This is a genomic window from Streptomyces sp. NPDC002853 (genome assembly GCF_053591915.1).
The window spans coordinates 18,561-31,206 of the sequence record NZ_JBSFUS010000023.1 but is presented as its reverse complement, the minus strand read 5'-3'; the positions used below and the strand labels follow the sequence as shown (position 1 = coordinate 31,206).

Here is a 12,646-nt window from a genome sequence, read left to right as displayed (position 1 = left end):
CCATCCAGTCATCCGGATGGAGGCATACCGCACCACGATAACGGGTATAGTCGCGCGGCCAAAAACCGAGCAGGTCAGACAGGCTTTGAGAGCCCGTCTGACCTGTTCGGAGGCGTATGTTCCAGAGGAGCCGCGAGGGCTAGTTCTTCTGGATCTGGTCGAAGCTGAGCTCGACCGGGGTCTCGCGGCCGAAGATCTCGACGAGACCCTTGACCTTCTTCGAGTCGGCGTTGATCTCGTTGATCGTCGCCTGCAGCGTCGCGAACGGGCCGTCGGTGACGGTGACCGAGTCGCCGACCTCGAAGTCGAGCACCTGGACCTCGACCTTGCGGGACGGCGCCGGCTTGCCCTCGGCCTCGGCAGCCTCACGGGCGGCCTTCTCCTCGGCCTCCGGAGCGAGCATCTTGACGATCTCGTCCAGGGTCAGGGGGTACGGGTCGTAGGCGTTGCCCACGAAGCCGGTGACGCCGGGGGTGTTGCGGACGACGCCCCAGGACTCGTTCGTCAGGTCCATGCGCACCAGGACGTACCCGGGGAGCTTGTTCTGACGGATGGTCTTGCGCTCGCCGTTCTTGATCTGCGCGACCTCTTCCTGCGGCACCTCGGCCTGGAAGATGAAGTCCTCGACGTTCAGCGAGACGGCACGCTGCTCGAGGTTGGTCTTCACGCGGTTCTCGTAACCGGCGTAGGTGTGGATGACGTACCACTCACCGGGGAGGGTGCGGAGCTCGTCGCGCAGGGCCACGATCGGGTCGACCGGCTCGGCCTCTTCCTCGGCCTCCGCGTCCTGCGCAGTCTCAGCCTCGGCGTCTTCGGCGTCTTCGGCGTCCTCGTCGGACTCGGCGGCGGCTTCTTCGCCGGCCTCGGCGTCCTCGTCGGACTCGGTGTCGGTCTCGACGTGCAGCGCCGACTCTTCGGCGGGTACGCCCGCGGCGGCGTCGGCAGCCTCGGCCTGGTCCGGGTCCTCGGAGTCCGCCGCCTCGACGATGTCGAGCTGGTCCTCCACGGACTCCGCCGACTCGATGGCGTCGTTCAGGTTCGGGTCAGACACGGTGGCTGCTTCTTCCTGGATACAGAGGGGTGGAACGCGCGAAACGGGCGCCGGGTACGGCGCCCTTCGCTCTCGGCTCAGCCGAAGACGTACTTGACGGCCTGGTTGAACCCATAGTCAATCACGGTCACAAGGCCGATCATGATGACGACGAAGACAATCACCACGGTGGTGTACGTCGTGAGCTGACTGCGAGTCGGCCAGACGACCTTGCGGAGTTCCGCGACGATCTGGCGGTAGAAGAGCGCGAGACGGCCGAAGGGGCCCTTCTTGCCGCGCTTGCCGCCCTTGCGGGCCTTCTTCTTGGACTCCGGCGCCTCGTCCTGGGCATCAGGCATGTCGATGGAGCCCACGGCGTCCGTCACTCGTCCTCACCTGATTCCGGGTCGTGGCCGTGCCGCGCCCGGTATGAGCCGCACGGCGGTGCAATGCAGTACGTACATGTGCGCACACATCCTGGTGAGAGGAGTGTGTAGCAGGGCCGGAGGGACTTGAACCCCCAACCGCTGGTTTTGGAGACCAGTGCTCTACCAATTGAGCTACGACCCTTTGATTTCCCCCAACCTACCGCATCCGCCCGGGTGCACAGAGTGCGAGGAGAAGGTGCGGCCGGTGAGGGCCAACGAGCAGTGAGTGTACGTGCTCTGCGGCGCCCCGTCGAACAGAAACGGATCCGGTGGTCTCGCGAAGGCGCGTGCCGGGGGTCTTCCCGGTCTGGAACGATGGGGCGATGAGCGCTTCCACTTCTCCCACCGAGCGCCGGGTCTCCGCCCGCGTCGGCGCGATCTCCGAGTCCGCGACCCTCGCCGTCGACGCCAAGGCGAAGGCCCTCAAGGCCGCCGGGCGACCGGTGATCGGTTTCGGTGCGGGTGAGCCCGACTTCCCGACGCCCGACTACATCGTCGAAGCCGCCATCGAGGCCTGCAGGAACCCGAAGTACCACCGCTACACCCCGGCCGGCGGGCTCCCCGAGCTCAAGGCCGCGATCGCCGCGAAGACGCTGCGCGACTCCGGGTACGAGGTCGACGCCTCGCAGGTACTGGTGACGAACGGCGGCAAGCAGGCCATCTACCAGGCGTTCGCCGCGATCCTCGACCCGGGCGACGAGGTCATCGTCCCGGCTCCGTACTGGACGACGTACCCGGAGTCGATCCGTCTCGCGGGCGGCGTGCCGGTCGATGTCGTCGCGGACGAGACCACGGGCTACCGCGTCTCGGTGGAGCAGCTCGAGGCCGCGCGCACGGAGCGCACGAAGGTCGTCCTCTTCGTGTCGCCGTCCAACCCGACGGGCGCCGTCTACAGCGAGGCCGACGCCGAGGCGATCGGCCGCTGGGCCGTCGAGCACGGCCTGTGGGTCATGACCGACGAGATCTACGAACACCTCGTCTACGGGGACGCGAAGTTCACCTCGCTCCCGGCGATCCTGCCCGAGCTGCGCGACAAGTGCGTCGTGGTCAACGGCGTCGCCAAGACGTACGCGATGACCGGCTGGCGCGTGGGGTGGATCGTCGGCCCGAAGGACGTGGTGAAGGCCGCGACGAACCTGCAGTCGCACGCCACGTCGAACGTGTCCAACGTCGCGCAGGTGGCGGCCATCGCGGCCGTCTCCGGCGAGCTGACCGCCGTCGAGAAGATGCGCGAGGCCTTCGACCGGCGCCGCAAGACGATGGTGCGGATGCTGAACGACATCGAGGGCGTGTTCTGTCCCGAGCCGGAGGGCGCCTTCTACGCGTACCCCTCGGTGAAGGGCCTCATCGGCAAGGAGATCCGCGGCAAGCGCCCGCAGGACTCCGTGGAGCTCGCCGCGCTGATCCTGGAGGAGGCCGAGGTCGCGGTCGTCCCGGGCGAGGCCTTCGGGACGCCGGGTTACCTCCGTCTTTCGTACGCCTTGGGTGACGAGGACCTCGTCGAGGGCGTCTCGCGGATCCAGAAGCTGCTTGCCGAGGCCCGCGACTAGCCTGCCGCCGGTCTCGCGCGGGCCGTCTCCCCTCTCCGGGGAGGCGGCCCGTTTCTTCGTTCGGGGAAGACCACGAAGGGGGAAAGTGGCTATCGGGACGCCACGCGCGTACGGCAAGATCCTGGAATGGAGCGTGTACGTGACGTAAGAGAGCTGCCCAAGGCCCACCTGCATCTGCACTTCACCGGGTCGATGCGGCCCACGACCCTGCTGGAGCTCGCCGACAAGTACGGGGTGCGGCTGCCCCCGGCGCTGACCGGCGGTGAGCCTCCGCAGCTGCGGGCGACCGACGAACGCGGGTGGTTCCGCTTCCAGCGGCTCTACGACATGGCGCGGTCCTGCCTGCGGGAGCCCGATGACATCCGGCGCCTGGTGCGGGAGGCCGCCGAGGAGGACATCCGGGACGGGTCGGGGTGGCTGGAGATCCAGGTCGACCCGACGTCGTACGCGCCGCGGCTCGGTGGGCTCATCCCGGCCCTGGAAATCATCCTGGACGCCGTCGAGAGCGCCTCGCGGGACACCGGCCTCGGAATGCGCGTGCTCGTCGCCGCGAACCGCATGAAGCACCCTCTGGACGCCCGCACGCTGGCCCGCCTCGCGGTGCGGTACGCCGACCGCGGCATCGTCGGCTTCGGGCTCTCCAACGACGAACGCCGGGGCTTCGCGCGGGACTTCGACCGGGCCTTCGCGATCGCGCGGGACGGCGGCCTGCTCGCGGCGCCGCACGGCGGTGAGCTCAGCGGGCCGGCCTCGGTGCGGGACTGCCTCGACGACCTGCACGCGGGGCGGATCGGGCACGGGGTGCGGGCGGCGGAGGACCCGCGGCTCCTGAAGCGGCTCGCGGAGCGCGGGGTGACCTGCGAGGTGTGTCCGGCGTCGAACGTGGCCCTGGGTGTCTACGAGAAGCCCGAGGACGTACCGCTGCGCACCTTGTACGACGCCGGGGTGCCGATGGCCCTGGGGGCCGACGATCCGCTGCTTTTCGGGTCACGACTGGCCGCGCAGTACGAGATCGCGCGCAAGCACCACGCCTTCGACGACAGCGAGCTTGCCGAGCTCGCCCGGCAGTCGGTGCGCGGCTCGGCGGCCCCCGTCGACGTACGGGAGAAGCTGCTTTCGGGCATCGAGGAGTGGCTCAGCGGCTGATGCCCGCGAGGAGCGTGCGCGCGAGACCGGCGGCGAACTCCTCGACGGGCTGCGGGGGTTGCTTGCCGATCGTGGAGTCGTAGGCGAAGGCGCGCTGGGCGCAGGCTCCCAGGAGGAGCGAGGCGGCCGCGAACGTGTCGGCGCCGGGGGCGATCCGGCCTGCGTCACGTTCGGTGCGGAGGTAGGCGTCGAGGGCCTCGATGGGCACGTGCGGGCCCGTGCCCATCTCCTGCATGGAGTCCTCGTGGCGGCGCTTGAGCTTGGTCTCGGCGTAGAGGGAGGCGGCGATCGGGAAGCTCTGGGCATAGAAGTGGCTGGCCAGGCGGGCGATCTCGGCGAGGTTCTCCTCCACGGGGCGCTCCCCCGGGTCTTCCGCCAGGCGGCGCAGGAGCGGGCCGAGCCGGGGCAGCCTCTCCTGGAGGACGCCCACGAACAGCTCCTCCTTGCTCGCGAAGTGCTTGTAGAGGGCTGCTTCGGAGCAGCCCGCCGCCTTGGCGATCTCCTTGGTGGTGGCACGGGCGAGGCCGATGGTGAGCATGAGGGCGTGCGCCGCGTCGAGGATGCGGGCCCGGGTGGGCTTCTGCTGCATGTGCCGTCCAACCAACCTTGACGAAGAGGTGAGCGGATACTCACCCTAGGGGTGAGTGAATACTTACCCACCTGGGGAGGGTGCGCGATGAGGCTCACGGTGTTCGGTGCGACCGGAGGTGTCGGCGGGGAGATCGTCAGGCAGGCGCTCGCGGCGGGCCACGAGGTCACGGCGGTCGTGCGTGATCCCTCGCGGCTGAGGGCGACGGGCGAGGGCCTCGAGGTGTTCCGGGCCGACCTGACCGATCCGGAGGCCCTGCGGGCGGCGGTGGCCGGACGGGACGCCGTCCTCTCGGGGCTCGGACCGCACAAGAGGGCGGACGCGGGGATCGCGGCACCGCTCACACGTTCGGTGCTGCACGCGATGGAGGCCGAGGGGGTGCGCAGACTGGTGGTGGTGAGCGCGTCACCGGTGGGTCCTCCTCCCGAGCGCCAGACGGTGCTCGACCGGATCGCGGGCGCCCTGGTCAGCAAGATCCTGAAACCGGTGTACGACGACCTGCGGGCCATGGAGGCGGACCTGGCGACCAGCGCGACGGACTGGACGTCCGTGCGCCCGCCGAGGCTGCAGGACAAGCCGGCCACGGGTGTCTACCGCCGGGTCGTCGGGGGCACGCCCACCAGCGGGCGGTTCATCGGCAGGGCCGACGTGGCGCACGCGATGCTGGCGGCGGTCGACGACCTGACGACGGTGAAGCAGGGCGTGGGCGTCGCCTACTAGCCCGCCGCCCACCGGGGGCTCAGAGGCTGACGCCCACCGTCACCGGCTCGTTGACCAGCGTGACCCCGAAGGCGTCCCGTACCCCGGCGACGACCTCACGGGCGAGGGCCAGCAGGTCCTCCGTGGTCGCGCCGCCGCGGTTGGTCAGGGCGAGGGTGTGCTTGGTGGAGATGCGCGCCGGGCCCTCTCCGTAGCCCTTGGTGAAGCCCGCCTTGTCGATGAGCCAGGCGGCGGAGGTCTTCACGCGGCCGTCCTCCGTCGGGAAGGCGGGAGGCGCCACGTCCGGGCCGAGACGGTCCACCACGCGCGCGTGGAACGCGGTGAACTCCTCCTCCGTGAGGATCGGGTTGGTGAAGAAGGACCCGGCCGACCAGCTGTCGTGGTCCTCGGGGTCCAGCACCATGCCCTTGCCCGCCCGCAGCTTCAGGACGGTCTCACGGGCGACGGCCGCGGGCACCCGGTCGCCCGCCTCGACGCCGAGCGTGCGGGCCGTCTCCGGGTACTTCAGCGGGGCACTCATCCCCTGGGCGTCCTCAAGAGCGAAGCGGACACGCAGCACCACGAAGCGGTCGGGCTCGGCCTTGAAACGGCTGTGGCGGTACGAGAAGTCGCACTCGGCGTTCGGGACGGTGACCGTCTCGTGGGTCTTCCTGTCGTACGCGACCACTTCAGTGATGGTCGCCGAGACCTCCTGGCCGTACGCCCCCACGTTCTGGATCGGCGTCGCGCCCGCGGAGCCCGGGATCCCCGCGAGGCACTCGATGCCCGCGAGGCCGGCCTCCACGACGCGGGCCACCGCGTCGGTCCACACCTCGCCGGCCGCCAGCTCCAGCTTCGTGCCGTCGAGTTCGAAGCCCTTCGTGGCGATGCGCAGAGCGGTGCCGTCGAAGCCCTTGTCCCCGATGACCAGGTTCGAGCCGCCGCCGATGAGCAGCAGCGGGGTCCCGGAGTCGTCGGCTTCGCGGACGGCGGCGATCACCTCGGCGTCGGTCGTCGCGGTGATCAGACGGGCCGCGGGACCGCCGAGCCGGAAGGTGGTCAGCGGGGCGAGGGGAGCATCGTGGAGTTCCTGCACGTGCTCAAGGGTACGGTCCGTGGCCCCGCCGCTCGGGCGGGGCCACGGACCGTGGGGGCAGGAACGGGCGGAGCCGGTTCAGACTCCGGCCGCAGTGCGCTCGTCGGCCTCGGCCGGCTCGGCGCCGATCCGCTTCGCGGTCGCCGCCTTCCCCGGGAGCAGCGCCGCCGCGACCGCGCCCACGGCGACCATCGCGGCACCGGCCCACAGCGCGGGCCCGAGGCCGTCCACGAAGTTCTGGGCGGACTCGTAGCCACCCTGGGCGGAGAACACCGCGGCGAGGCTCGCGATGCCGAGGGCACCGCCCACCTCCCGCAGGGCGTTGTTGGCGCCGGACGCGATGCCCTGCTCGGACGGGCGGACGCTGGACATCACCAGGTTGGCGGCGGGGGCGAAGTACAGCGCCATGCCGACCCCGCTGAGGATCAGGGCGGGGAGCTGGGCGGCGTACGACACCTCGGAGTCCACGATGACCGCGAACCAGGCGAGGCCGACGGCCTGGAGCGCGAGGCCCGCGGTCACCACGGGGCGGCCGCCGAATCGGTCCGCGAGGAAGGCCGCGACGGGAGAGACGAGCATCGGCATGCCGGTCCAGGGGAGCATCCGCAGGCCCGCCTCGGTGGGCGAGTAGCCGAGCACGGTCTGCAGGAACTGGCTGAGCAGGAAGATCGAGCCGAACATACCCACGAACATGAGGAGGCTCGCCGCGTTGATCGCCGAGAACGCACGGCTCCGGAAGAGCCGCATCGGCAGCATCGGGTTCTCACTTCGGATCCCGTGGCGCACGAAGAGGGCCAGGAGCGCGCCGCCGCCGATCAGTCCGACCAGGACGGTCGCACTGGTCCAGCCGTCGATGTTGCCGCGGATCAGCGCGTACACGATGCCGAAGAGCCCGCCGCTGGCCAGCAGCGTTCCGGTGATGTCGAGCGGTGCTCCCGTGCCGTACGACTCGGAGAGCCGCAGGCGGGCCAGCGGCAGCAGCGCGAGGCCGAGCGGGACGTTCAGCCAGAAGATCCACTGCCACGAGATGTGTTCGGTGAGGCTGCCTCCGATGAGCGGACCACTGGCGACCGCGAGGCCGTTGACGGCGCCCCAGATGCCGTACATCATCCCGCGCTTGGCCACCGGGACGGCCGCCGTCAGCAGGGTCAGCGTGAGCGGCATCATGATGGCCGCGCCGACGCCCTGGACCGCGCGGGCGGCGACCAGCGCCTCGATGCCGGGCGCGAGGGCCGCGGCGGTGGAGGCTCCGGTGAAGATGGCGAGGCCCGTGATGAAGAGCTTGCGGCGTCCGAAGCGGTCACCCAGGGCCGCGCCGAACATCAGCAGTACGGCGAAGGTGAGGGTGTAGGCGCTCACCGTCCATTCGAGGTCGTGCAGCGCTCCCCCGAAGTCCTCGCGGAGACGACGAGGTTGTCGAGGGCCGCCATGAATCCGGCGACGCTGGTGATGGCGAGGGCCCAGGCCGCTTCCCCGCGCCGTGCTGGCTGCTGTGACATTGCTTTCCCCTGTGGTTAGTTATTGATGACTAACTTTCATGGGCGCAAAAGTACGCACCCCCCTGCCGCGCGCCGGAGCGCGCGCTTCACTGCTTGGGCTGCACCGACTCGTAGAAGCCGGTCCACACCCGATGCTCCGGACTGAACCCCATGGACACCAGGACGTTCACGAGCATCCCGTACGCGAGGAACTGCGTCGTCTCCTCGACATCCGCTCCCAGTGCGAGGCGGACCGTGTCGTACATCTCCATCCAGGCGGCCCGCAGCGCCTCGCCGAACTCCCGGTCACCGGACGCCTCCGCGGAGGCCACGGCGACGTACATCTGCATCTGCATGAGGAGCTTGTCCGGGTCGTCGGCGATGAGCGCCTGATAGGCCTCACCCATGGCGTGCAGGGCCTCCTCCCCCTCGAGCCCCTCGGCCGCCTTCCTGAAGACCTCGGTGACCTCCTGGCAGCAACGCCCGGACGCGGCGAGGAAGATGGCCTGCTTCCCCGGGAAGAGACGGAAGAGATACGGCTGCGAGACACCCACCCGCTTGGCGATCACCTCGGTGGACGTGCCGTTGTAGCCACCGCGGGCGAACTCGATCATCGCCGCCCGGATGACACTCTCGCGTCGCTCTTCCGCACTCATCCTGACCATGTAATGAAGTTAGTGGCCAATCACTACCTTGGTCAAGTGGTCGTGACGACGAGCCACGAAGTAAGGGGCGTCCGCTGTAGCGGGCGCCCCTTACTTGTACGGCTTACTTGTACGACCCGCGATACCCGCGACCGTCAGGCGAGCTGGACCACGGCGCGGGACATGCCGAGCACCTTCTGGCCCCCGCTCATCGCCACCAGGTCCACCCGGACCCGGTTGTCGTCGAGCTTCACGGCGACCTTCGCGCTGACCTCGATCAGCGCGCCCTTGTCGTCGTTCGGGACGACGACGGGCTTGGTGAAACGCACGCCGTACTCGACGACCGCGGCCGGGTCACCCGCCCAGTCGGTCACGACCCGGATCGCCTCGGCCATGGTGAACATGCCGTGCGCGATGACGTCAGGAAGGCCGACCTCGACCGCGAACTTCTCGTTCCAGTGGATCGGGTTGAAGTCACCGGAAGCGCCCGCGTAACGGACGAGCGTGGCACGCGTCACAGGGAAACTCTGGGGCGGCAGTTCGGTGCCGACCTCGACGCTGTCGTACGAAATCTTGGCGGTCATCGCGTCACGCTCCCTCTGCCGCGGGCTCCGCCGCACGCGCGACGAGCTTGGTCCAGGCGGTCACGACGTGCTCGCCGGCCTCGTCGTGGACCTCGCCCCGGATGTCCAGGATGTCGTTGCCCGCCAGCGACTTGATGGCCTCGATGGTCGAGGTGACCGTCAGCCGGTCCCCCGCACGCACCGGGCGGGTGTACGTGAACTTCTGGTCCCCGTGCACCACCCGGCTGTAGTCGAGCCCCAGCTGCGGGTCCTCGATGACCTGGCCCGCGGCCTTGAAAGAGATGGCGAACACAAAAGTCGGCGGGGCGATCACATCAGGGTGCCCGAACGCCTTGGCGGCCTCCGCGTCGGTGTACGCGGGATTGGCGTCACCCACCGCCTCGGCGAACTCACGGATCTTCTCCCGGCCGACCTCATAGGGATCGGTGGGCGGGTAGGACCGCCCCACGAAGGACTGGTCGAGCGCCATGGACTCCGTACCTCCTGCAGGTATGGGTAAACGACGCGAGGCCGCCCCCAGAAATCGGGGACGGCCTCGTGTACGAGCCTGTGTCTAGCGCGTTTCGCGGTGCGCAGTGTGCGCGTTGCAGCGCGGGCAGTGCTTCTTCATCTCAAGACGGTCCGGGTCGTTACGCCGGTTCTTCTTGGTGATGTAGTTCCGCTCCTTGCACTCCACGCAGGCCAGCGTGATCTTCGGGCGGACGTCTGTGGCAGCCACGTGAGTGCTCCTTGACGGACGGATGGACGGATGAACGCAAAAAAATAGTAGCCGATCGAAGGTCCGACCCCACAATCGGCTACCAATTCAGTAGCGGTGACCGGACTTGAACCGGTGACACAGCGATTATGAGCCGCTTGCTCTACCGACTGAGCTACACCGCTGCAGATGCCGGATCCCCTCGCCCGAAGGCGAGGATCAACCAACATCAGAGCCCCAATGCGGAATCGAACCGCAGACCTTCTCCTTACCATGGAGACGCTCTACCGACTGAGCTATTGGGGCGAGCGATGAAGACATTACACGGTCGGTCGCCGATCGCCCAAATCCGTTTCGCCGGGGCTGTCCGGGGGCATCTCGGCAGTCGCCCCGGGCGTCTCACCACGTCACTTCGGCGCCTCGCGCCACACCGGTTCGGCGGCACGTACCGCCCCTGTCCGGAGCTCCCCGCCACGCCTCTTCGGAGTCCCGCACCGAGCCCCACACCACGCCGGTACGACTATTTCGCTCCTCCTCGAAGAGGGCCGGTCGTCGCCCTAGGCTCGACCCACTCTGCGTGATCTTGGACGTTTTCGTCCGGACGCCTCCGTCCCGGATGACGCCACGCACCGCAGCCGCCCCCGAGCCTCAGGAGCGCGATGCCCGACAGCCAGCCGCAGCCCCACTCCTCCGGGCCCTCCGGCTCTTCCGGCTCTTCCGGTGAGGACGCCGACGCCTCCGCGCTGCTCCTCTGCGGCGCCCGGCTGACCGACGGCCGGACCGTGGACGTGCGGCTCGGCTCCGGACGCATCGAGGCGGTCGGCACGGCGGGCAGCCTGACCGCGCACGGCACGCGCGTGGACCTCGGCGGCTATCTCCTGCTGCCGGCCGCGGCCGAACCGCACGCGCACAGCGACACGGCCCTGTCCGCGGACACCGAGGGCCCGGTCTCGTACGAGGTCGCCGACGTCCAGCGCCGGACCACCGAGGCCGCCCTCCTGCAGCTCGGGCACGGCGCGACGGCCCTGCGCTCGCACGTGCGGATCGGCGACGTCCCCGGGCTCACGTCGATGGAGGCGGTGCTGCAGGCGCGGCGTTCGCTGCGCGGCCTGGTCGACCTGGCGGCCGTGGCCGTGCCGCGCCTGCTGACCGGGGTGGCCGGCGCCGACGGGCTCGCGATGCTGCGGGACGCGGTGAAGATGGGCGCATCCGTGGTGGGCGGCTGCCCCGACCTGGACCCCGATCCCACCGGGTACGTGGAGGCGGTCCTCGAGGTCGCCGCCGAACACGGCTGCCCCGTCGACCTGCACACGGACGGGGGCGACCCGGCGCGGCTCGGGCGGCTCGCCGCGATGGCGGGCGGGCTGCGGCCCGGGGTGACGATCGGGCCGTGCGGCGGGCTCGGGCGGCTGCCGTCCGATGTGGCCGGGCGGACCGCGGAGCAGCTGGCGGCGGCCGGTGTGACGGTGGTGTGCCTGCCGCAGGGCGGGTGCGGAAGCGTGGAGCGGCGCGGAGCGGTGGCGCCGGTACGGCTGCTCCGGGCGGCCGGGGTGCGGGTCGCCGCGGGCAGCGGGGCCATGCGGGACGTGTCGAACCCCGTGGGGCGCGGTGATCCGCTGGAAGCCGCCTATCTGCTGGCCTCGCGGTGCGGTCTTCGCCCCGGGGACGCGTACGGCGCGGTCAGCTCAGCGGCACGGGCCGCGATGGGGCTCCCCCAGGTCCGGGTGGAGGCGGGTTTCCCCGCGGAGTTGCTGGCGGTGCGGGGCGACCATCTCGCGGGGGCGCTCTCGCTCGCGTACAGCCGCATCGTGGTGCACCGGGGGCGCGTGGTGGCACGGACGAGCGCGGTGCGGGAGTACTGCGACTCGGCGGCCGCCGTGGCGCTCGACCTGCCCCGGCAGGGCCGCTCGCAGGGGAGCGGTCCGGGACGGCCGAAGGGCGCGGAACCCTCCTGAGGGCGGGCGACGCGTCCTGGCGTGCTCCCGCGTGCGCGGGGCGATCACGCGAGAGCTGTCGTACGGTCGGAGACATGCGCATTGTCATCGCTGGTGGTCATGGTCAGATCGCGCTGCGGCTCGAGCGGTTGCTCGCCGCGCGGGGTGACGACGTCGTCGGGATCGTCCGCAGAAGCGGGCAGGAGGCCGATCTGCGGGACGCGGGTGCCGAAGCGGCACTGTGCGACCTGGAATCGGCGTCCGTCGACGAGGTGGCCGGGCTTCTGGAAGGCGCCGACGCCGCGGTCTTCGCGGCCGGCGCGGGTCCGGGCAGCGGCGCCGACCGCAAGAACACCGTGGACCGCGACGCCGCCGTACTGTTCGCCGACGCGGCCGAGCGCGCGGGCGTGCGGCGCTATGTCGTCGTGTCGTCGATGGGCGCGGACCCCGCGCACAAGGGCGACGAGATCTTCGACGCCTATCTGCGCGCCAAGGGCGAGGCCGACGCATCCGTACGCGGCCGCAAGGCCCTGGACTGGACGATCCTGCGCCCCGGCATGCTGACGGACGACGCGGGCACCGGTCTCGTGCGCCTGGAGGCGTCGACCGGGCGCGGGCCGATCCCGCGTGACGACGTGGCCGCGGTCCTCGCCGAGCTGGTCGACTCGTCGGCGACGGCGGGCCTGACACTGGAGCTGGTCAGCGGGTCGACGCCGGTGTCCGTGGCGGTCAAGTCCGTTGCGGGGAACTGACGTTCGTTCGGGCCGTATG

12 protein-coding genes, 3 tRNA genes and 2 pseudogenes are annotated in these 12,646 nt (G+C 70.2%); 5 read left to right on the top strand and 12 right to left on the bottom strand.

Features of this window, described 5'->3' with window-relative positions; all coding sequences use genetic code 11:
• Positions 1-139 precede the first annotated feature (139 nt).
• The 3 genes from nusG to ACWD02_RS41040 all read right to left on the bottom strand — a co-directional run bounded on the left by nusG (position 140) and on the right by ACWD02_RS41040 (position 1,600).
• Complete coding sequence (gene nusG / locus ACWD02_RS41050; protein ID WP_451221494.1) at positions 140-1,051, bottom strand: transcription termination/antitermination protein NusG; 912 nt, start codon at positions 1,049-1,051, stop codon at positions 140-142.
• A 77-nt stretch (positions 1,052-1,128) separates the two neighbouring features.
• The gene (gene secE, locus ACWD02_RS41045) at positions 1,129-1,416 is read right to left on the bottom strand and encodes a preprotein translocase subunit SecE (RefSeq protein ID WP_190084400.1); all 288 of its coding nucleotides are present in this window, start codon (positions 1,414-1,416) and stop codon (positions 1,129-1,131) included.
• A gap of 111 nt (positions 1,417-1,527) precedes the next feature.
• Positions 1,528-1,600, bottom strand: a tRNA-Trp gene (locus ACWD02_RS41040).
• Positions 1,601-1,781: 181 nt separating this feature from the next.
• On the opposite strand from ACWD02_RS41040, the gene ACWD02_RS41035 reads away from it, so the two are divergent.
• Both ACWD02_RS41035 and ACWD02_RS41030 read left to right on the top strand, forming a co-directional pair.
• Positions 1,782-3,008, top strand: coding sequence for a pyridoxal phosphate-dependent aminotransferase (locus ACWD02_RS41035; RefSeq protein ID WP_451221491.1), 1,227 nt, complete (start codon positions 1,782-1,784; stop codon positions 3,006-3,008).
• A 126-nt stretch (positions 3,009-3,134) separates the two neighbouring features.
• On the top strand, positions 3,135-4,154 hold the full coding sequence (locus ACWD02_RS41030; protein ID WP_451221488.1) for an adenosine deaminase: 1,020 nt from the start codon (positions 3,135-3,137) through the stop codon (positions 4,152-4,154).
• Here the strand turns inward: ACWD02_RS41030 and ACWD02_RS41025 are convergent.
• Positions 4,144-4,743, bottom strand: a complete 600-nt coding sequence (locus tag ACWD02_RS41025) for a TetR/AcrR family transcriptional regulator (protein WP_451221485.1) — start codon at positions 4,741-4,743, stop codon at positions 4,144-4,146. The two genes, ACWD02_RS41030 and ACWD02_RS41025, sit on opposite strands and share 11 nt — an antisense overlap.
• An 87-nt stretch (positions 4,744-4,830) precedes the next feature.
• Here ACWD02_RS41025 and ACWD02_RS41020 point away from each other — a divergent pair, with 87 nt between their 5' ends.
• Positions 4,831-5,463 (top strand): NAD(P)-dependent oxidoreductase, encoded by a 633-nt coding sequence (locus ACWD02_RS41020; protein ID WP_451221483.1) that lies wholly within the window; start codon positions 4,831-4,833, stop codon positions 5,461-5,463.
• A 19-nt stretch (positions 5,464-5,482) separates the two neighbouring features.
• On the opposite strand, the pseudogene ACWD02_RS41015 reads toward ACWD02_RS41020, so the two are convergent.
• The 8 genes and pseudogenes from ACWD02_RS41015 to ACWD02_RS40980 form a co-directional block, all read right to left on the bottom strand.
• Positions 5,483-6,556, bottom strand: a pseudogene (locus tag ACWD02_RS41015) (UDP-N-acetylmuramate dehydrogenase); the annotation flags it as partial.
• Positions 6,557-6,616: 60 nt separating this feature from the next.
• Positions 6,617-8,037 (bottom strand): annotated as a pseudogene (locus tag ACWD02_RS41010) (DHA2 family efflux MFS transporter permease subunit).
• Positions 8,038-8,123: 86 nt separating this feature from the next.
• Positions 8,124-8,681: a TetR/AcrR family transcriptional regulator gene (locus ACWD02_RS41005; protein WP_451221480.1), complete on the bottom strand. Its 558-nt coding sequence runs from the start codon at positions 8,679-8,681 to the stop codon at positions 8,124-8,126.
• Between the two features lie 134 nt (positions 8,682-8,815).
• On the bottom strand, positions 8,816-9,244 hold the full coding sequence (locus ACWD02_RS41000) for a MaoC family dehydratase (RefSeq protein WP_451221477.1): 429 nt from the start codon (positions 9,242-9,244) through the stop codon (positions 8,816-8,818).
• A 4-nt stretch (positions 9,245-9,248) separates the two neighbouring features.
• Positions 9,249-9,713 (bottom strand): FAS1-like dehydratase domain-containing protein, encoded by a 465-nt coding sequence (locus ACWD02_RS40995; protein ID WP_451221474.1) that lies wholly within the window; start codon positions 9,711-9,713, stop codon positions 9,249-9,251.
• An 84-nt stretch (positions 9,714-9,797) separates the two neighbouring features.
• Positions 9,798-9,962, bottom strand: a complete 165-nt coding sequence (gene rpmG / locus ACWD02_RS40990) for a 50S ribosomal protein L33 (protein ID WP_004571794.1) — start codon at positions 9,960-9,962, stop codon at positions 9,798-9,800.
• Between the two features lie 91 nt (positions 9,963-10,053).
• Positions 10,054-10,126, bottom strand: a tRNA-Met gene (locus ACWD02_RS40985).
• A gap of 48 nt (positions 10,127-10,174) precedes the next feature.
• Positions 10,175-10,247, bottom strand: a tRNA-Thr gene (locus ACWD02_RS40980).
• Positions 10,248-10,600: 353 nt separating this feature from the next.
• Between ACWD02_RS40980 and ACWD02_RS40975 the strand changes: the two genes are divergently transcribed.
• Together ACWD02_RS40975 and ACWD02_RS40970 are read left to right on the top strand one after the other, a co-directional pair.
• Entirely contained in the window at positions 10,601-11,896 is a 1,296-nt protein-coding gene (locus ACWD02_RS40975) for an amidohydrolase family protein (RefSeq protein ID WP_451221470.1), read from the top strand.
• Positions 11,897-11,970: 74 nt separating this feature from the next.
• On the top strand, positions 11,971-12,627 hold the full coding sequence (locus ACWD02_RS40970) for an NAD(P)H-binding protein (protein WP_451221467.1): 657 nt from the start codon (positions 11,971-11,973) through the stop codon (positions 12,625-12,627).
• Positions 12,628-12,646: the final 19 nt, after the last annotated feature.